The following is a 19,969-nucleotide window of genomic DNA, read 5'->3' as shown; positions in this document are numbered from 1 at the left end:
AATAATTACTACCTATCTTGAACCAGCGTTTCGTGTTCAAGAGGGCTCTTATTAAAGCAAATTGTAATTCTTATGAAGAAACTAGACTTTTATTTGCTGTTCATCTTTTGTCATTTGACCATCCAAATCGGCCAAACACAGTCATACCCACCAGCTGATGATTGTCTTGGCGGTCCAATATATCCAAGCTTAGCATCTTTGCTCGGCTCCCTTAGTCCTACCTCTTATTCAAACCCTAATGGGCCTAATCCTCTTTGTCCGGGTAATGGGGTTCCAATCAATACCGGATGGTACTCCTTCGTCGCCTATGGTGGGCAGGTTGACTTTGTCCTAACTTTTTCCAATTGTAATGTAAATGGTTCCGGCGTTCAATTTGGGGTTTACAAAAACTGTGATTTTACCAATGCTTTGGTTTGTAGCAATCAATGTTACAATAGTGGCTCTTACAGTTTTAGCTTATATCTTGAGCAATGTGCAGTATACAATTTATTTATAAACGGATGCAATGGTGATTTTTGTAATGTGCAGTTAAGTGCATACGGAGAAAAGGAGGATTGCAATTTGAATGGGTTTGCTCCTATAAATTTTGATAAAGATCGAAATTTAGAAACGTGTTTAAATTTAGAAACAGAATTCTTTGTTGATGGAGGACATAAACAAGATAAATTTGAATGGACCATTGATGACGTTGTGGTAGGTGATGATAAGCATAAAATCAAATATAAATTTTTACAAGGAGGAACTTTTGAAATCTGCGTTACCAAGTATCTGGTAAGTGCAGGTGGAATTCGTTATGCCCAATCGGCGAGAGAATGTTCAACAGTTCATGTAATTTCATTTGAAGATCGAATTGGAGAAGACCGCACATTGTGTTACGAACAAACCTATCCAAGGCCTTTTATCTGGTATGGCAACGTTATCTCTGAGGATGGTGTCTATAGGGCATCCATTACTACGCAAGCAGGATGTAAATACGACAGCGTAGTGAGATTCATTGTTCATCCAAAACCAGATCCAAAAAGGATTTATCATATAGGTGCCGCACCAAACAATTATTATGTCAATCCACAAGGTATACTGATAAAAGATTGTACAAAACCTTATGAATATGTATACACCATACCAGGTGCATGCAAACAATACCTTGAAGTCCATCAATTTCTCCCATCATTCAAAGGCTTATTGGAACCGGTCTGCAAGAATGACAATAAATTGTATTACCAGCCAAAAATTGAAAATAACTCCTGTCAGAGTGAAGAAGCCTACCTGGTCTACACCTATTACTTAAAGGATCTTTTACACCCTAATGCACCCATCATTAAATCAGATAAATTACTTGAAGTAAGGGAAAAATCCACTTATAGTTTCTTTATGGACGTGGACGTCTATTTTGGGCCTGAAGTTAAAAAGATACGGTATGAATTTGGTGTGGATTCTATTGATGAGTCACTATATATACCTGACGGTGGTAAAGATATTCAAACTAAAAACTTATTCCTCAATCTCAATGCTTCGACCACAACTCCTGGTTCCTGGAGATTTAAATCCGGACCGGGAATGCTTGACTTTGATCAAATAAACGATCCCAAAACGAGGATAACTGTGAATAAAAGAGGAATCTATTATGTGGAATGGATTACCCAATTTCAAAATTGCAGTTATGCGGATGAAGTAAAGGTTAATGTTGGGTCATTTTTTGCTGAACCGGGCCAAAAGAAAGCCAGATCTTCAAATGAAGAGGAAAGTAGCTCTTACATCATCAGTCCAGATACCGAAATCGGATTTCTGAATTTGAAGACCGGGTCAGGGAATATCAGATATACCTGGATAGACTTGTCCGGAAAGCTTTTAGATCAGAACACGGTTATCAATCAAAATACCATAACCAGCCCTTCGCAACCGGGTTTATATTTCCTTCGGCTGGAGCAAAATGAATCGGTAAAAATCATTCGTGTTTTGGTTGCACATTAATGGATCGATTAAAATGATAATTGGCGACTTCTTCATTTTTATAAATTATTAGACTTTATGAATATGGTAATCTTTGCAGCCAAATTAGAATCTAGATAATTTTAAAGGTTAGATTACTTTTTAATTACCCAAGCATTTTCAAGGGTTAGCAAATAAATAATCAACCATATCTGTAAGCCTTTGCAATTATTTATTCAAGAAATTCTAAATTTATAATCGGGCTATTTTGGATGTCAGATGTTTTTTTATTCCAAGATTGAGTTGATTTCCTTAGGTCCAGAAATAATTACTACCTATCTTGAACCAGCGTTTCGTGTTCAAGAGGGCTCTTATTGAAGCAAATTGTAATTCTTATGAAGAAACTAGACTTTTATTTGCTGTTCATCTTTTGTCATTTGACCATCCAAATCGGCCAAACACAGTCATACCCACCAGCAGATGATTGTCTTGGCGGTCCAATATATCCAAGCTTAGCATCTTTGCTCGGCACCCTTGGTCCAACCACATATTCAAATCCAAATGGCCCTAGTCCTTTGTGCCCAGGAAGTGGTGTTCCTTTGAATACCGGATGGTATTCATTCGCGGCGCAAGGTGGAACAGTTAATTTCGTATTGACTTTTTCCAATTGCAATGTAAATAGTTCTGGAGTTCAATTTGGAATTTATCAGGATTGTGATTTTTCAAATCCCTTGATTTGTCCTACCCAATGCTACAGTAGTGGAACCTATAGTTTTGGATTGGGATTAGAAAAATGTAGGGTATATAATTTATTTATTAATGGATGCAACAGCGATGTTTGCAATGTTCAATTGAGTGCAACTGGTCCGATTGGACCTTGCAATTTAGAAATTTACGAATTCATAAATTATGATAATGATCATAATTTAGAAGCTTGTGTTGGTGTCGAGAAAGATTTTTTTGTTGCACCAGGATCAGGTGAAAAATTCGAATGGACTATTGATGGTGTGATTGTGGGTGGAGATCAGCATAAAATGAAACATAAATTTTTACAATCAGGCAATTTTGAAATTTGTGTTTCGGTATATAGATTAAGCGCAGGAGGAATCCGATATGGAACACCAGATAAAGAGTGTTCAATAGTTCATGTGTTTACTCCAGAAGATCAAGCAGGTGCTGATCGCTTTTTGTGCTATGAACAGACTTATCCTAAACCATATAATTGGCATGGCGTCAGCATAACGACAAACGGTGTTTACAGAGCTTCATTTACTGCACCATGGGGGTGCAAATATGACAGTGTTGTTAGATTTATTGTCCTGGATAAACCGGAGCCAAAAAAGATTTACCACATTGGGACTACACCAAACAATTATTATGTGAATCCAAAGGGAATATTGATAAAAGATTGCAATAAAGCCTATGAGTATGAGTATTTGATTCCTGGTGCATGCAAACAATACCTTGAAGTCCATCAATTTCTACCATCATTCAAAGGCATATTGGAACCAGTCTGCAAGAATGACAATAAATTGTATTACCAGCCAAAAATTGAAAACAACTCCTGTCAGAGTGAAGAAGCCTACCTGGTCTACACCTATTACTTAAAGGATCTTTTACACCCTAATGCACCCATCATTAAATCAGATAAATTACTTGAAGTAAGGGAAAAATCCACTTATAGTTTCTTTATGGACGTGGACGTCTATTTTGGGCCTGAAGTTAAAAAGATACGGTATGAATTTGGTGTGGATTCTATTGATGAGTCACTATATATACCTGACGGTGGTAAAGATATTCAAACTAAAAACTTATTCCTCAATCTCAATGCTTCGACCACAACTCCTGGTTCCTGGAGATTTAAATCCGGACCGGGAATGCTTGACTTTGATCAAATAAACGATCCCAAAACGAGGATAACTGTGAATAAAAGAGGAATCTATTATGTGGAATGGATTACCCAATTTCAAAATTGCAGTTATGCGGATGAAGTAAAGGTTAATGTTGGGTCATTTTTTGCTGAACCGGGCCAAAAGAAAGCCAGATCTTCAAATGAAGAGGAAAGTAGCTCTTACATCATCAGTCCAGATACCGAAATCGGATTTCTGAATTTGAAGACCGGGTCAGGGAATATCAGATATACCTGGATAGACTTGTCCGGAAAGCTTTTAGATCAGAACACGGTTATCAATCAAAATACCATAACCAGCCCTTCGCAACCGGGTTTATATTTCCTTCGGCTGGAGCAAAATGAGTCAGTTAAAATTATCCGCGTTTTGGTTGCAAAATAATTGGAATCGATGCCACTTCTTTTTTGATGATGTATTGATTTTAGATTTTGCCAATAACCAAGCAATTTTTCTTAATAAATGGTATCAGCTGAGGACATCTCTGATCTTTTGCAGTTAGACAAGAAGTTTAATTTCATCTCATAAAAAATGAACTCCTTCCAAAAAATTCAAGCACAATCAACAGATGATATTACTGTTTCTTTGAAACAAAGAAATGTATCCAAATAGATCTGGAAATTTTATACAAATAGGCATAAAGCGCTATAAGGACTACAGCGAGCACACCAATAGCAATCTCCCAGTTAACCTTAAAAAATAATATCAGGGTCCCGACTACAAACAAGCTGAAAAATCCGGAAAGTATGTATGAAATGAACATCGCACCAAAATAAAATCCGGGTTCCCTGACCAAATTTTCATTACAATGTGGGCATCGCTGATGCATGTCAAAATTAAATGAAAGTGGATTACCCTCTTTCACAAATAGATTTCCTTGCCAGCAGGCGGGGCATTTTAATTTCAATATTGCAGATAATTTTGTCATGATGCCTGGTGCGCGAATTTTGGATTGACTTCAAGTTCCTGTCCATGACCTTTGTGAAGATAGAATCCAGCTCCGGTTTTTACACCCAACTGACCTGCATTGACCATGTTAACCAACAAAGGGCAAGGAGAATATTTTGGATTGCCAAATCCTTCATGAATCACTTTTAGGATGGAAAGACAAACATCCAAACCAATAAAATCTGCCAGTTGGAGCGGACCCATCGGATGAGCCATACCCCACTTCATGATTCCATCAATTTCAGCAACACTTCCTACCCCTTCATAAAGTGTGAAGATGGCTTCATTGATCATGGTCATCAAGATTCTATTGGAAACAAATCCTGGATAATCATTTACCTCTACCGGAGTTTTATCCAATTTTCTAGACAATTCCATTATCGTATGGCATACTTCATCTGAAGTTGAAAACCCTCTGATTACTTCCACCAACTTCATCATTGGCACCGGATTCATAAAATGCATTCCAATGACTTGCGATGGCCTGCTGGTGACCCCGGCAATTTTTGTAATGGAAATGGAAGAAGTATTGGTGGCCAGCAATGCATGAGAAGGACTGTGCTGATCGATTTTTCTAAATATGTTCAGCTTCAATTCGATATTTTCTGTTGCAGCTTCCACCACGAGATCAGCCTCTCTTACAGCCTCTGCTATTAAAGTATTGGTGGTCAGATTTGCAAGAGCCGCTTCTTTTGCTTCCTGAGTAATTTTTTGCTTCTCAATCATCCGGTTCATGTTCCGTTCGATGGTCGCCAGGGCTTTTTCCAAAGCGACCGGTGAAATATCACACAACACGACACGAAACCCACCCAAAGCAAAGACATGGGCAATTCCATTCCCCATGGTTCCTGCGCCAATCACTGTTACGTTTTTCATTTCCTTATTTCGCGCAAAATTAAGCCAAGACCCAGCATTTTCATGTTTTATAAGATAAACCACAAATATTTTTTTTCTTTGTAACCATGATTAAGATTCTGGTAGATTCAGGTTCGTCAAAATCCGATTGGTTAGTTTTAGAAGAGAACGTGGCTTCTGTACATTTTGAATTGCCCGGATTAAACCCCATGACTCAAAGTAAATCTAGCTTGCTCAGCCAATTGGAAATTGCTAAAAATAAACTCCAATCCATTCATCCTGAATCTATTATGTTTTATGGAGCCGGCTGCAAAGATCTTGCAGCCCAAATCATTGAAACATTGTTAAAAGATTTATTCCCTTCAAGTATAGTTCAGGTACATTCAGATTTATTGGCCGCTGCCCGAGCAAATTGTGCAGGAAAAGAGGGAATCGTCTGCATTATGGGAACGGGAAGTCATTCATGTTTGTCAGATGGACACCAAATCATTCATGAAAAGCCGTCGCTGGGATATTTATTGGGTGATGAGGGAAGCGGAAATCACTTTGGACGTCTGCTTTTACGAGCCTACTTCTACAAGGACTTTAATCCCGAAGTTTGCCAAATTTTTGAACAGTCCTTTCCTCAGATTTCTGATCATTACTTGGGACAATTGTATTCAAGCAACAGGGTTTCGGCAGAACTGGCATCATTTTTTCCATTTATAATAAATCATGTTGAAGTTCCAGCTGTACAAAAAATTATTGAGGAAGGCATTGAATCCTTTTACAATTTCAGGGTGAAACAATATAAAACTCAAGCTGAGCTTCCCATTTATTTTACCGGGTCAGTAGCTTTTGCACTTCAGCATCAACTTGAAACTTATTTTGCACAAAAAGGTTTCCATAATGTATTTTTCAATCAAAAACCGCTATTAAAATTGGCAGAATACCATATAAAATATGACAGAAATTAAGAGAATTGGCGTTTTTACCTCAGGTGGAGATGCTCCGGGAATGAATGCTGCCATCAGAGCAGTTATGAGAACGGCCAGTATTTATGATTTACACGTTTACGGAATTCAGAGAGGTTATGACGGCATGATTGATGGAGAAATCAATCGACTTGAAGCAGACGATGTGCGCAATATTCTGCAGCGCGGTGGAACCATCTTAAAAACTGCCAGAAGTTCCAGATTCTTAACTCCGGAAGGAAGAAAGATCGCCTATGAAAATTTAGTTGCCAACGATATTGATGCACTGGTTGCCATTGGAGGGAACGGGACATTTACAGGGAGCATGGTTTTCAATAGTGAATTCAAAATGCCCACTATAGGATTACCGGGAACGATAGACAATGACTTATATGGAACTGATTATACCATTGGTTTTGACACGGCGGTAAATACTGCCATTCAGGCAGTGGATAAAATCAGAGATACCGCTGATTCGCACAACAGGATTTTCCTGATCGAAGTAATGGGGAGAAATTCAGGTTATATTGCCTTGCATACAGCCATTGGTTCCGGTGCCAGTGCATTTATTATTCCTGAAGTAGAAAGCACCATTGAGACTTTGATAGATGATTTAAAAAAAGCATTGAGACGTAAAAAACTTTTCGGACTGGTTATTTCTGCTGAAGGCAATAAGATTGGAAACGCATTTGAAATCAGCAGCAAATTGAAAGAATTAGTGCCGGAATACGATGTAAAGGTCACCATCATCGGTCATTTGCAAAGAGGTGGATCCCCCACTGCGCAAGACAGAATTTTGGCCAGTCGTTTAGGATATGAAGCAGTTGAAGCTTTGATAAAAGGAAAACACAATGTTATGGCTGGAATCATTAATGACAAAGTTGTATTCACCCCTTTTGTCGATGCCATTTCTAAAAATAAAACTCCTGATATTTCAATGATTAAAATGGCCAACATACTGGGTATGTAAACATTCCTCTCTTTGCCGCTTTATTTTTAAATGAAAAAAAAGTAATTAAATATTTGTCATTAACCAAAATGTTTAGAGGCAATCATTCATACATCAGGTTGCATCCTCTCAAATCCTCTCCGGTAATTCGACCCAACACCTGAAATTTACCATCCGGCATTAATATTCCGGCATCTCCGGTTTGAATAAAACTGCATGTGTCAATATTTGCAAGATCTATGATGTTGATTCTTCCACGGTGACCAGGCGTTAAAAAACAAAAAGGATCCGTCATGTCACTCACCAAAACTTTCATGGTTTCTGCGCATGTATAGTTAACTCCATCCATTGCATAGGCCTGTGACAATAATTCCGTCATGCCGTATTCGGAAACTATTTCAGAGGCGCCAAAACCTTTTCTCAAAAATTGAAGAATCTCTTCCTTTAAATAAGTTCTTCCTGAAGTTTTCATTCCTCCTGTCTCCATTACAACCAACCGGTTGTTAAATATGGGAAACTGAAGACAGAAATCCATTAGCGCAAAACTTACCCCAAGTAAAAAAACCTTTCGTCCTTTTGACAAGGACAACAGAATTTCCTGATGAAGCCCTTCAAAATCTTCCCTATGTAATTGTTGCTTTTCATTAAACATTGAATGCAATTCCAAATACCTAAACATTTGAATCAAGGAAGAGTGCATATTTTCAGCATATCCGGGTAATAATGCAAAAAAATCATATTCTCTAAAATCAGGAAAAAACGATTCAAAATTTCTGACTACATTTAATTGATACCAATCTAAATCCTTTATAAAATGAACCGACCTTTGTTGACCGGCTGTTCCAGATGACAAAAAGGATGTCTGAGGATTCCAGTCATCCGTTTTAATATCATGATGTTTAAAAGCCTCTATGGGCATGAAGGGGATTTCAGAAAGTCTATTAACCTTTCCAATTTCGATGCCCAAATGAGTGATAAAATTGTGATAAACCTGATTATGCATTGCCTGATAATAAAAACAATCAAGCGCTAAAGTTTCAAAACTTGAGGCATGAATATTTGTGATTTGACTTTTATAGATTTCAGATTGCAGCATCAGTATTTTAAACAAATGACATATGCTAAAATGATTATTAAAATACTTATGATTACAAAAAGGAAAAATTTACGATTTAACAATGGTGAAAATTTTCCTGAAAGCTTTACCGGATTGGAATTACTGATGTAGAGCAATTTCAACATATCCAGTTCTTTTTGAATGTCCGGATCAGAGTCTCGCCATTCTTCTACAAAAACTCTTTCTTCGGGTGTACAAGAGTTTAAAATGTAGCGAATCAATATTTTTTTATCCGGGCCAACAGCCATGTTCATCAATATTTAAAAATATCTTTTCCCTTGTGAATATGAACCTCTTCATGGTCACTTGCTTCAACCCTTCCTATGATTTGTGCTTCAATTTTCATTTCCGCGGCAAGGCTAATTATTTCCTGAGTATAAATTTCGTCCACATAAATTTCCATTCGGTGTCCCATGTTATAAACTTCATATAATTCATGAGGAGTGCAGAGTGAACATTCTGCAATCATTTGAAAAACCGGAGGTGGATCAAATAAATTATCCTTAATAACCCTCAGTCCCTTAATAAATTTTTTCACTTTCGTCTGTGCACCTCCTGTACAATGAATGATTCCTTGCAAGTTTTTTCTATGTTCTGCAATAAGCTTAACTAAAAAAGGCAAGTAGGTTCTTGTAGGGGATAACAATAATTTGCCAACTTCATGCTGGACTCCATTACAAACATATGCATCAAGTAAATTATATTTTCCGGTATATTTTACTTCATCAGGGGTTTCCGGAGCACATGACTCAGGGAATTGCGTCAAATATTTTTTTGTCAACACATCGTGTCTCGCTGCCGTGAGACCATTTGAACCTATTCCGCTGTTGTATTCAGTTTCATACAAAGTTTGCCCACTCGACGAAAGCCCAACAATCACTGCACCGGGTTTTATACTGATGGGAATAATATCGGCCCTGGGAATCCTGGCAAATGCGGTAATCCCGACATCTATAGTTCTAACAATATCACCCACATCAGCTGTCTCTCCTCCCCCTGAATAAATATTCACTCCAAATTCATTCATCAGGTCAAGAAAATCTTCAGTTCCCTCAATGATGGATTGAATAACTGCCCCCGGTATTCTGTGTTTATTTCTGCCAATTGTAGAAGACACAACTATATTATCCACTGCACCGACACAAGCCAGATCATCCAAATTCATGACCAAAGAATCTTGAGAAATTCCTTTCCACACCTTGACATCACCTGTTTCTTTCCAATACAAGTATGCCAAACTAGTTTTGGTCCCAGCTGTGTCTGCATGAATCAAATTGCAAAAGTCCTTATCCTTTCCTACCAAATCAGGCAGCACCTTACAAAAAGCGTTGGGGAATAATCCTTTATCCAGGTGTGCAATGGCTTGATGAATCTCATCTTTACTGGCTGAAACGCCAAGAGAATCGTATCTTTTTGACATAAAGTGAATTAACTTTCAGCACAAAAATAAGGAAGGCCCAACAGGAATTCAGTATAAATTTTAAACAATTGTTTAACTTTATTTTATATATATAAAATAAATATAATGTATTAACTCGACCTTAATTTTACCCACAAATATTAACGAATGGTTAGCATATCAATTTTTTCAAAATTTCTAATTTTACAAACTTAATGGTGATTATATGAAGCTGACTCCTGTACCGAAAAGATCAGGACTCGACAGACTCAGTTTTAAAAAGGAGTTTCTCGAACCCATGCAACCTGTGGTCTTTACAGATCTGATTGACACCTGGCCCGCTAAGGAAAAATGGACGTTTGATTTTTTTATTGGAAAATATGGTGAAATCGAAGTTCCTGTGTATGACAGTAGTTTTTCAAAAGGTGGCAAAAGCTACATGGCTTCAGTTGGGAAAATGAAATTTGGAGAATACTTAAAAAAAATATCGGAGGGTCCGACTGAGTTGAGAATTTTTCTATTTAATATTTTTAAACGTATTCCGGAATTGAGGGAAGACATTAGAAAGTTGGACATCATGGATGGTTTTTTAGATGACTTTCCGTTTATGTTTTTCGGGGGACAAGGATCTTACACCAAAATTCACTACGACATTGATTGTGCTCATGTATTTTTGACCCAATTTCAAAATAAAAAAAGAGTCCTGCTTTTTTCACAGGAACAATCCAAATATTTATACCACATCCCTTTTACGGTGGCTTGTTTGGTTGACCCTATTGATCCTGATGAAAAAAAATATCCTTCCCTTAAATATATTGAAGGGCATGAGACTGTTTTAGAACATGGAGAAACTCTTTTTATTCCAAGTCAGTACTGGCATCATATTGAATATACCGAAGGAGGTTATTCGATTGCGCTCAGGGCAAATGAATCCATCCAACGCAGGATGAAAGGGGTTTTCAACATTGCAAGGCATATGGTTGTAGACCGTGGATTAAACTATATTATGGGTGACAAATGGATGGACATTAAGGTGCAAATGGCCAATAACCGTGCACATGCAAAATAATTGGCACTAAACTTGCATAAGAATAAGAGTAAAACGAAACCGAATATTGTAATTTGTTAAAACCAACCTGTTAAAAGATCCTGTTCCAAAAGAACGGGATTTTTTTTTTGAAAAAGTAATCTCCTTATTCCTTTATCTCATTTCAATTGAACTTAATTTAAAAACAGTCCGTCGATTTATTTTTGTTGATTTAATCTCACCTCTTCATAAGGACTAAATTAAATCCTGTGGATTTAATAGCGTTATAAATTACTTGAATAGAATTTCTTTGTAAACACCACAAATTAGATTGCCTTTTCCATGGCCTGATGCAAAATTCCAACTTCTATGAAAGGGTCCCCAACTGAGAGATATCCGAGTTTTTGATAAAAATCAACTACTCCACTCCTTGCATGAAGTACGATTTTATGAAATCCTTGAGTTCTGGCCCAATGCTCTGAATAAATTACCAATGATGCTCCAACTCCTTTTCCCTGAAAATTTTCATCCACTGCCACTTGTCGCATTTTAATAATACCGGAAGACAATTTCTGAAGTGTCAGCCCACCAATGATCAGACCGTATTCATTAAATGCTCCAAGATGATACTGATCCCATTCCTGTGATATCTGATCCTCTGTGAATTCCAAGTCCAAAGGTTGCCTCAGAACTTGATACCTCAAACGAACAAACAAGTCGTATTCAGGACTTGCATAATCCATGAAGCCGTAACTTATCATAAATAAATTTTAATGGGTGAATACTTTAGACGAGAACATCATGGCCTCATCAAATCGCTCCTTTTTGATGCCTGTCTCCTCATTTTGACGATAAAAAAAGTCAATGATGTGTTCAGTCGGCATATTGCCGGTCAATACATCCTTTGCCATCGGACATCCCCCATAACCTTTGATGGCACCATCAAACCGACGACAGCCAGAATCATAGGCTGCCTGGATTTTTTCTTCCCAGGCATTTGGAAGGGTATGAAAATGGGCTCCAAATTCCATTTCCGTATAAACAGGAATCAAATGTGAAAAAATATAAGAAATGCTTTCAGGGGTTGCAACGCCAATCGTATCTGACAATGCAATTGTTTTACAACCTAACGCACGGAGTTTATCCAACCAAAATGATATTATGTCGGAGTTCCAGGGATCTCCGTAAGGATTGCCGAATGCCATGGATATGTAAAGTATCAGGTCTTTATCATGTTTACTCACTATATCCATGATTCGCTTCACTCTTTCAAAGGATTGTTCCAAATTACTATTGGTATTTCTCATTTGGAAAGTTTCGGAAATCGAAAAGGGATAACCTAAATAATCAATGACCTTATGTTCAACAGCTTCCTGCGCACCACGTTCATTTGCTACGATGGCTAATAGTTTTGTAGGAGAAGACTTACTTTCCAACAATCTGGTAATTTGGTGGGTATCTCGTAATTGTGGGATGGCTTTTGCAGAGACAAAACTCCCGAAATCAAGCGTATCAAAACCGACCTCAAGCAGCAAATTGAGATATTTTAACTTTATTTCGGTAGGAACAAAATAATTCAAGCCCTGCATAGCATCTCTGGGACATTCTATTATTTTAACCTTACTCATCATGTAATAATCATCAAAAGTATGATGTTCTGCCTATGAATTGTCATCGTCGGAGTTAAATTTGAGAAATTTTTTAACATGAATAAGAGAAGTTTAGGTCTCCTGATTGGTTTTGCACTCTTTATGATTGGAGCCATTGCCCTCATACTAAGTCTGGTTGGACTTTCGTTTAGCTTCTTGAGACCTTTAGAGGGATTGGGATTCCTTGGAGCCAGTCTGGTCAAGGGGTTGATGTGTATATCCGGGATTGTAATTGTTTATTTTTTGCAGGAGCAAAAAAGATATTAGATATTTTTTGTATATTTAATTAATCCTTTTTGAGGAACTCATTGTACTTTTACTTGATAATTCAGCAGACAATATGACTACAGGTTATTTTAGCTACGTCAGGACCGAGCAAAAAAACAGCATCAAGGGGACAGTTTATGCCATTCTTGTGCATTTATTGCTATTGCTGATATTTTTTATTAAAATGTTTGACATTATTCCGCCAGAAGACCCGGAGCAACCGCCTTATTTAAGTTTGGTTGAATTTATACCGGTGGAAAAAATGAAAGAATACGATAACGCGGGCGGCAGTAAAGGAGAAGAAGGGCTAGAGGCTCTGGAAGGTGGATCTCAGGGGAATGAGGAACAAACTCCTCAACCGGAACCAGAACCTGTCGCAGAAAAGAAAGTAGAGGAAGCCCCTGTTGAGAAAATTCCAACACAAACGCCGGCGGGGCCAAAACCAGTTCTTACATCTACTGAACCGGATGTAGTCAAACTTCCTTCTCCGCCAAAATTACCCCCTTCCACAAAACCAACTACTGATAACGGCTCTACGGCAAGTAATCCGAGCACGACTCCTTCAAAGTCCACTACAAGTTCATCTTCTGGTGATAATGATCATCCTGGTTCGGGAGGAACAGGAACAGGGTCCGGATCTGGTCAGGGTGCAGGCGATGCCAATGCAGGTAGTGGAACAGGTGCAGGAGGAGGCAGCGGAACCGGAGGTGGTGGTGGTACCGGGGGTGGATCCGGTGCAGGAACAGGCTCGGGTACAGGTGACGGTGTAGGAGTTGATTTCGACGAGATCGGTCCTCTTAAAAGACAGAGAGAGCTATGTCCTGACATGAAGACTCTTGCAGGACCGGTGGTTCAAGAGGCCGCATTCAACATTTGTATCGATCGAGAAGGGAACATCAAATTCTGCTCTTTTAATTCAAAGGCTTCCAAAACAAAGGATATCAATTTTGTTAGAAAAAGTATGAATCTGGTGAAACAATGTAAATTCAAACCAAATCCAAGCGCTCCAAAAAAGGAATGCGGAGTTTATACTTTAAGGTTGTTGGGTATTCAACAAAAGTTGAATTAAACATTCTTCTCCTGTGGATGTGAACTTATTCAATTTCGCTTAAGCTCCTTATTCAGCTTAGTCCTTGTACAGCAAATATTTATCTCTTAATTTTTTATAGGAGTCTAGCTTTTTTTGCCATGATTGTCTTATGACTTTTTCAGTCTTGCCTTTTATAATTTGAATTCTCAATTCATCGGTACCTACCAATTGATCAAAAAATTTCTGATTGGAAAAAAAATCAGCAGGCTTTCCCAAGACCCTGTAAGCCTCTATCAATTCATTTAATCTTACTTTAGGAGAAGTATAAAGAGAGTTCAAGTCTACATTCATTAAACTCCTACCAAAGCATTCTTTATCTTTCCAGGGCGGATCTGTGGCTCCACTCATTTCCCTTGGCACAAAACTGGTGTCCCCTTTCGTCCACATTGGGTGACCGTATATTTGGAAGGGTGCTTTTGTTCCTCTCCCCAAACTCACTAATGTCCCTTCAAAAAAACACATACCAGGATATAGAAGAATAGCCCTTGCATTAGGTAAATTAGGAGAGGGTTTTACAGGCAGTATGTAGCGGCTTCTATGGCTGTAGTTTTTACACAATATTACTTTAGGGGCAGATGACATCTGCTTGCTTAGCCATTTTTCACCATGTATCATTAAACCTAATTCTCCTATGGTCAGGCCGTACACCACCGGAATTGGATGCATCCCGACAAAAGATCTGAAATGAGTATCCAATACGGGGCCATCCACATAAAACCCATTGGGATTTGGCCTGTCAAGCACAATTAAATCTTTGCGATGCTCAGCGCAAGCCTCCATAACATAATGCAGTGTTGAAATGTAGGTATAAAATCTTACTCCAACATCCTGAAGATCGAAAATCACCACCTCCAGATCTGCTAAATCAGCTGCCGAAGGTTTCTTATTCTTGCCATACAAGGACTTTATCGGCAAGCCGGATTTACTGTCCTTTCCATCTGATATAGAAGTGCCCGCAGAGGCCTCCCCTCTTAGCCCATGTTCTGGTACAAAAATTTTTCGAACATCTACTTTCAGGTCTAATAAGGTATCCAACAATAATCGTTTACCAATGGTAGAAGTTTGGTTTATTACGAGACCAACTTTCTTTCCTTTTAGCAAGGGCAAATATTGATCCATTTGATAAGCTCCAGGTAAAATCACCTTTCCTTCCGGGTTTTCTGTAGGGGTGGAATGACTTTTTTCTGGATGGCCGTGATTAACTTTGTGGGCGCAACAGTACATGGCTATGATTAATACCAGAAACAAGTAAGATTTAAGCGTCAGTAGAAATTTGAACATGACAAAATTTGCGATTATTGATATTGAAACAACCGGAGGTCAATATAGATCCGGTAAAATTACAGAAATCGCCATAATCATATTCGAAAATGGACAAATAGTTGATCAATTTGAATCCTTAATAAATCCTGAATGTTCGATCCCTTATGAAATTACCAGAATCACCGGTATAGATTCAGAAATGGTAAAAGATGCGCCAAAGTTTTATGAAGTTGCCAAGAAAATTATTGAGATTACGCATGATTGTATTTTTGTAGCCCACAATGTTGAATTTGATTATTCATTTATCAAAGAGGAATTTAGAACTCTAGGCTACACCTACAGCAGGAAAAAATTATGCACCGTCCAATTATCCCGCAAATATTTTCCCGGCCTCCGCTCCTATGCCCTTGGAAATTTAATTAAACATTTTAACATTGAAGTAAAAAGCAGACATCGGGCTTATGAAGATGCTGCTGCCACTTTAAAAATATTTCAATTGATGCTGGAGGCAAACTATAATGATTTTAGTTTTACTAAATACATAAAGGGCGCACTCCGGGACACTAAACTCCCTTCCCAATTAACCAAAGAATTAATAGATGCCTTGCCGGAAGATTGCGGTGTATATTACATGTGTGATGAATCCGGCAAATATGTTTATATCGGTAAGAGCATTAATATTCGGGAACGAATTCTTCAGCACTTTAACGAAGATGGGTTTAAGACCATCAAGATGCGGCGAATGGTTCACCACATTGATCATATACATACCGGAAGTGAGCTCATGGCTTATTTGTTGGAATCCGCAGAAATTAAAAAACACATGCCTGAAATTAACAGGGCACAGAAAAATAAGTCAGAATCGTATGCGCTCATCAAAGAGTCCGATCCGGGAGGACGCTTTAGATATGAAATTAAACACAAAGATTGGCTGACAGGAAATGAAGAAGCCATCCAATTATTCAGCAATGCAAAAAATGCGCACAACTACCTTGACTATTTGATCTACCAATACCAGCTATGTGACAGTGTACAACAGACTAAAATAAAAGATTTAAAGCCATGCAATAAATTTCAATTAGGAATATGCCATGGAATTTGTGCCGGCAAAGAAAGTGTATCAGACTATAATGAAAGGTTCGATGCAATGCATCACAAAGTGAATCGTTTTTTTACCCAAAATTTTATTTTCTTTGATCGAGGTAGAAATGCCCGGGAACAATCTGCCTTTGTAATTGAAAATGGGTTCTGTACCAGAACAGGATACCTGAATATGGAAGAAAATTATTTTGATATTGAAGACATTAAAAATAACCTTGATTTTTACAAAGGGAATATTGAGTCAAATGGAATAATTCTCAATTATTTAAAAAACAATCCCGGGTTATTAAAAAAATACTTTTGACAATTAAAAAATGCTCCCTCATTTATTCTATTTTTATTTGTTCCCCTTTATAATTTCTTCCAGAGGTTCTAAATCAATCAAATCCCTGGCTTGAGGATACCGATCGATGTATGCTCGCCAACCTTGTAACCCTCCACTGTGCAAAAAGAAAACATTTTTATAAGGATGGACTTTGGTCAAGTAAACAGCCAATACCCTCATCAATCTGCCGGTATATATAGGATCCAATAAAACTCCGCTGAGCTTTTGAAATTCACCAATCCATTTGATAAGACCGTAATCATAAGCTCCGAATGCAATTTTGTTTTCCTCTACAAGAGGAATAATTCTGTCGTCACTAACTGGATCGAAATTTGATTTGACAGGAGAAAAAACTGCCAATTTGATTTTATGGGTATTTTCAAAAATGTATTTAGCGGTTGCTCCTGAGCCAATGGCCACAGCAAATAAGTTATCTTCCTGATCAAAATCTTCAGGGAGTTCTTTTAGCATTTCTACTATTCCTGATTCTGCCAATGGAGAAGCTCCTCCCTCCGGAATCCAAAAATATTTTTCTGACTGTTGTGCTGGTCCTTCCCTTAATTCATCTGCTTCAACCCGGCTCACCATATGCACCTTTACATTCCAACGCTTTGCATCTTCCAGAACCGGACTAGGTATCTTTCCGGAATGTCCATAAACAAATAACTCACAAGGCATGCCCAGTTTGAATGCAACATAAGAGAGCGCGTGTAAGTGATTGGAATGCATACCTCCCATGCTTGCTAAAATTTTTGGCTGTTCCAACTGGAGTAAATCATCTATAAAGCCTTGTAATTTTCTCCACTTGTTACCACTGATCAATGGATGAATAAGTTCATCTCTTTTGATCCAAACATTTGTGGCTACTCCGGGCAATTCAAGCTTTTGGAGCGGACTTGGTAAGGATATTAAATAATTTAATTTTTCCAACACAGTACAAGGCTATAATTTAATTCAATCTGCTCAGATTATAAAGGAAAAAAGTGTAAATCAATAAACCAAAGTGTACAATTCAGCCTAAACAATCTTAATATTCAAAATACCCTCCGTTTAAAATTTACAATAAATAGGTTATTCAAACAACCAAGGTATTGGTTTGTATTGATTGTGTGGAATTAAGGTGGATCTCACTAAGGTGTGATCTTTTATAAATTCGATGGCTGCATCGACATCATCTGTTACAAAAATCAATTCCTTATCCTTGGGTCCGATGGTACCTGCAGCCGCAAGATGATCGATAAACTCCAATAGGTCTTTGTGAAACTCGGTACCGAAAAGCACAATCGGAAATCCGGAGATCTTTCCTGTTTGAATTAAAGTAATTGCCTCAAAGAATTCATCCATCGTTCCAAAACCACCCGGCATCACAATAAATCCATATGAATATTTTATCAGCATCGTCTTACGGGTAAAGAAGTAATCCATATTTACAAAATGATCCAGGTAAGGATTCTGCTTCTGCTCAAAAGGAAGCACGATGTTACATCCCACAGAATGCCCTCCTACCATTTTGGCCCCTTTATTGGCAGCTTCCATAATTCCTGGACCGCCACCTGTCATAATGGTAAAACCAAGTTGAGCGATCTTACCGGCCAGCTCTTCTGTAATTTTATAATATATGTGATCTGATTTAAATCTGGCAGAACCGAAAACTGTAATACAAGGACCCACAAAATGTAAATGGCGAATCCCTCTAAACAAATCCCAACATACATCAATCAAATATTTGAATTCCTTCCAACGGCTGAGTGGCCCTTCAAGGTATTCTATTTGTTTTTTATTGGCTTTCATCAGAAAAACTGATTTGGGTTGCAAGATTAGAAAAAAATACCAATATTAAAATTTATTAATATTTTACCACCTCAAGCGAAGCATAACATGATAAATCCACCAAAATCAGTGCCTGTAGAGGTTTCCTCCATGGCAGCCAATCTGATTCCTTCTGAAATCATCAAACTGGGAAATGAAATCAACAACCTTATTAAATCCGGGGTTTCGGTATTTAATCTTACGATTGGAGATTTTGACCCAAGCATATTCCCGATTCCTAAAGAACTGACCGCATTCATTATTGAAGCTTACCAAAAAGGATACACTAATTATCCTGCAGCAAATGGCGTTCCTGAACTAAGGAATGCCCTTTCTGAGTTTATTCAGGAAAAATTGAACCTGAGTTATTCTCCAGAGGAAATATTAATCTCCGGTGGTTCAAGACCTTTGATTTACGCCACTTATCGAACCATTGTAGATGAAGGGGACACCGTGGTGTATGCGGTACCCTCTTGGAATAATAATCATTATTGCCATTTGAGCGGAGCCAAGAAAATTGAGTTAGAAGTTGGAAAGGATCAAAATTTTATGCCACATGCAAAAGATCTTGAACCCTTTTTATCTGAAGCGGTATTGCTGGCACTTTGTTCTCCTCAAAATCCAACAGGTACTGTATTTGACAGAAATACGCTCAAAGAAATTTGTCTTTTGGTACTCGAAGAAAATAAACGTCGTAAAGGAAATCGCAAACCATTGTACATCCTGTACGATCAAATCTATTGGCAATTGTGTTTTGGCGAACTTGAACATGTTGACCCGGTAAGTTTGGTTCCGGAACTGAGAGATTATGTAATTTACATAGACGGTCTATCAAAAGTTTATGCAGCAACTGGAATCAGGGTAGGTTGGAGTTTTGGGCCCATAGAAATCATGAATAAAATGAGGGCGATTTTGTCTCACGTGGGTGCCTGGGCACCAAAAGCAGAACAAATGGCCACCGCCTGGTTTTTAAAAGCAGACGGCGCGTCACAGCATTATCTGAATTGGTTCAAACCTGAGGTTGAGTTTAGGCTTAAGTCCCTGTATGAAGGCCTGTCTGCCTTAAACAAGGAGGGTTATCCCATAGAGGTAATAGAACCTCAAGGTGCAATCTATCTCACTGTCAGAATACCATGGAAAGATAAGATGATTAAAACCGGAGAGATTTTACATCATCAGAAAGATGTTACCCGTTATTTATTGGATACTTGTAAAGTAGCCTTGGTTCCTTTCAAAGCCTTTGGATCTTCTGATGAATCAGAATGGTACCGTTTATCTGTTGGGACTCTTCGCAAGGAGGATATTCCTACCATCCTGGAACAGCTTAGAGCCGGAATGGACCAATTCGTAGAAATCAGTAATTAAGAGTAAAAAAACTAAA

At 38.1% G+C, this 19,969-nt stretch carries 19 protein-coding genes; 9 read left to right on the top strand and 10 right to left on the bottom strand.

Going from position 1 to position 19,969, the window contains the following annotated elements; all coding sequences use genetic code 11:
* Window positions 1–72: 72 nt before the first annotated feature.
* Entirely contained in the window at window positions 73–1,971 is a 1,899-nt protein-coding gene (locus IPJ53_07690; protein MBK7798978.1) for a T9SS type A sorting domain-containing protein, read from the top strand.
* 353 nt (window positions 1,972–2,324) lie between these two features.
* On the top strand, window positions 2,325–4,220 hold the full coding sequence (locus IPJ53_07685) for a T9SS type A sorting domain-containing protein (GenBank protein ID MBK7798977.1): 1,896 nt from the start codon (window positions 2,325–2,327) through the stop codon (window positions 4,218–4,220).
* Window positions 4,221–4,410: 190 nt separating this feature from the next.
* Here the strand turns inward: IPJ53_07685 and IPJ53_07680 are convergent, their stop codons facing one another.
* On the bottom strand, window positions 4,411–4,764 hold the full coding sequence (locus IPJ53_07680; protein MBK7798976.1) for a DUF983 domain-containing protein: 354 nt from the start codon (window positions 4,762–4,764) through the stop codon (window positions 4,411–4,413).
* Window positions 4,761–5,660, bottom strand: coding sequence for a 3-hydroxybutyryl-CoA dehydrogenase (locus IPJ53_07675; protein ID MBK7798975.1), 900 nt, complete (start codon window positions 5,658–5,660; stop codon window positions 4,761–4,763). The genes IPJ53_07680 and IPJ53_07675 overlap by 4 nt, the downstream gene beginning before the upstream one ends.
* Window positions 5,661–5,746: 86 nt before the next feature.
* Here IPJ53_07675 and IPJ53_07670 point away from each other — a divergent pair, with 86 nt between their 5' ends.
* Window positions 5,747–6,595, top strand: coding sequence for a hypothetical protein (locus tag IPJ53_07670; GenBank protein ID MBK7798974.1), 849 nt, complete (start codon window positions 5,747–5,749; stop codon window positions 6,593–6,595).
* Window positions 6,582–7,562 carry a 6-phosphofructokinase gene (gene pfkA, locus IPJ53_07665; GenBank protein MBK7798973.1) on the top strand — a complete coding sequence of 327 codons (981 nt, stop codon included), beginning with the start codon at window positions 6,582–6,584 and terminating at the stop codon, window positions 7,560–7,562. The genes IPJ53_07670 and pfkA overlap by 14 nt, the downstream gene beginning before the upstream one ends.
* A gap of 82 nt (window positions 7,563–7,644) precedes the next feature.
* On the opposite strand, the gene IPJ53_07660 is transcribed toward pfkA, so the two are convergent.
* The 3 genes from IPJ53_07660 to IPJ53_07650 are packed head-to-tail and all read right to left on the bottom strand — an operon-like array spanning window position 7,645 to window position 10,078.
* Window positions 7,645–8,637, bottom strand: coding sequence for an acyl transferase (locus IPJ53_07660; protein ID MBK7798972.1), 993 nt, complete (start codon window positions 8,635–8,637; stop codon window positions 7,645–7,647).
* Window positions 8,637–8,906, bottom strand: coding sequence for a hypothetical protein (locus IPJ53_07655; protein MBK7798971.1), 270 nt, complete (start codon window positions 8,904–8,906; stop codon window positions 8,637–8,639). Before IPJ53_07655 ends, IPJ53_07660 begins: the two co-directional genes overlap by 1 nt.
* Before the next feature lie 5 nt (window positions 8,907–8,911).
* A complete protein-coding gene (locus IPJ53_07650) occupies window positions 8,912–10,078 on the bottom strand; it encodes a phosphoribosylformylglycinamidine cyclo-ligase (GenBank protein MBK7798970.1) in 1,167 nt (388 codons plus the stop codon).
* Window positions 10,079–10,283: 205 nt separating this feature from the next.
* Between IPJ53_07650 and IPJ53_07645 the strand changes: the two genes are divergently transcribed.
* On the top strand, window positions 10,284–11,126 hold the full coding sequence (locus IPJ53_07645; protein MBK7798969.1) for a cupin-like domain-containing protein: 843 nt from the start codon (window positions 10,284–10,286) through the stop codon (window positions 11,124–11,126).
* 284 nt (window positions 11,127–11,410) lie between these two features.
* On the opposite strand, the gene IPJ53_07640 is transcribed toward IPJ53_07645, so the two are convergent.
* Both IPJ53_07640 and IPJ53_07635 read right to left on the bottom strand, forming a co-directional pair.
* Complete coding sequence (locus IPJ53_07640; protein ID MBK7798968.1) at window positions 11,411–11,845, bottom strand: GNAT family N-acetyltransferase; 435 nt, start codon at window positions 11,843–11,845, stop codon at window positions 11,411–11,413.
* A gap of 9 nt (window positions 11,846–11,854) precedes the next feature.
* Complete coding sequence (locus IPJ53_07635; GenBank protein MBK7798967.1) at window positions 11,855–12,712, bottom strand: hydroxymethylglutaryl-CoA lyase; 858 nt, start codon at window positions 12,710–12,712, stop codon at window positions 11,855–11,857.
* 78 nt (window positions 12,713–12,790) lie between these two features.
* Here IPJ53_07635 and IPJ53_07630 point away from each other — a divergent pair, with 78 nt between their 5' ends.
* Both IPJ53_07630 and IPJ53_07625 read left to right on the top strand, forming a co-directional pair.
* Window positions 12,791–13,000: a hypothetical protein gene (locus tag IPJ53_07630; protein ID MBK7798966.1), complete on the top strand. Its 210-nt coding sequence runs from the start codon at window positions 12,791–12,793 to the stop codon at window positions 12,998–13,000.
* Between the two features lie 73 nt (window positions 13,001–13,073).
* On the top strand, window positions 13,074–14,069 hold the full coding sequence (locus IPJ53_07625) for a hypothetical protein (protein ID MBK7798965.1): 996 nt from the start codon (window positions 13,074–13,076) through the stop codon (window positions 14,067–14,069).
* A 57-nt stretch (window positions 14,070–14,126) separates the two neighbouring features.
* On the opposite strand, the gene IPJ53_07620 is transcribed toward IPJ53_07625, so the two are convergent.
* Window positions 14,127–15,371 (bottom strand): DUF1343 domain-containing protein, encoded by a 1,245-nt coding sequence (locus tag IPJ53_07620; GenBank protein ID MBK7798964.1) that lies wholly within the window; start codon window positions 15,369–15,371, stop codon window positions 14,127–14,129.
* Between IPJ53_07620 and IPJ53_07615 the strand changes: the two genes are divergently transcribed.
* Entirely contained in the window at window positions 15,370–16,758 is a 1,389-nt protein-coding gene (locus IPJ53_07615) for a GIY-YIG nuclease family protein (protein ID MBK7798963.1), read from the top strand. The two genes, IPJ53_07620 and IPJ53_07615, sit on opposite strands and share 2 nt — an antisense overlap.
* Before the next feature lie 33 nt (window positions 16,759–16,791).
* Here IPJ53_07615 and IPJ53_07610 read toward each other — a convergent pair whose 3' ends face one another.
* A complete protein-coding gene (locus IPJ53_07610) occupies window positions 16,792–17,712 on the bottom strand; it encodes a pyridoxal-phosphate dependent enzyme (GenBank protein ID MBK7798962.1) in 921 nt (306 codons plus the stop codon).
* 138 nt (window positions 17,713–17,850) lie between these two features.
* The gene (locus IPJ53_07605; protein ID MBK7798961.1) at window positions 17,851–18,570 is read right to left on the bottom strand and encodes a TIGR00730 family Rossman fold protein; all 720 of its coding nucleotides are present in this window, start codon (window positions 18,568–18,570) and stop codon (window positions 17,851–17,853) included.
* A gap of 87 nt (window positions 18,571–18,657) precedes the next feature.
* Here IPJ53_07605 and IPJ53_07600 point away from each other — a divergent pair, with 87 nt between their 5' ends.
* Window positions 18,658–19,953, top strand: coding sequence for an aminotransferase class I/II-fold pyridoxal phosphate-dependent enzyme (locus tag IPJ53_07600; GenBank protein MBK7798960.1), 1,296 nt, complete (start codon window positions 18,658–18,660; stop codon window positions 19,951–19,953).
* The last annotated feature ends 16 nt before the right edge of the window (window positions 19,954–19,969 follow it).

Origin of the sequence: Candidatus Vicinibacter affinis, from assembly GCA_016714365.1 — a bacterium.
In the GTDB taxonomy this organism is placed as follows: Bacteria; Bacteroidota; Bacteroidia; order Chitinophagales; family Saprospiraceae; genus Vicinibacter; species Vicinibacter affinis.
The sequence above is the reverse complement of the archived record's forward strand: the minus strand, read 5'-3'. Positions and strand labels throughout refer to the sequence as shown.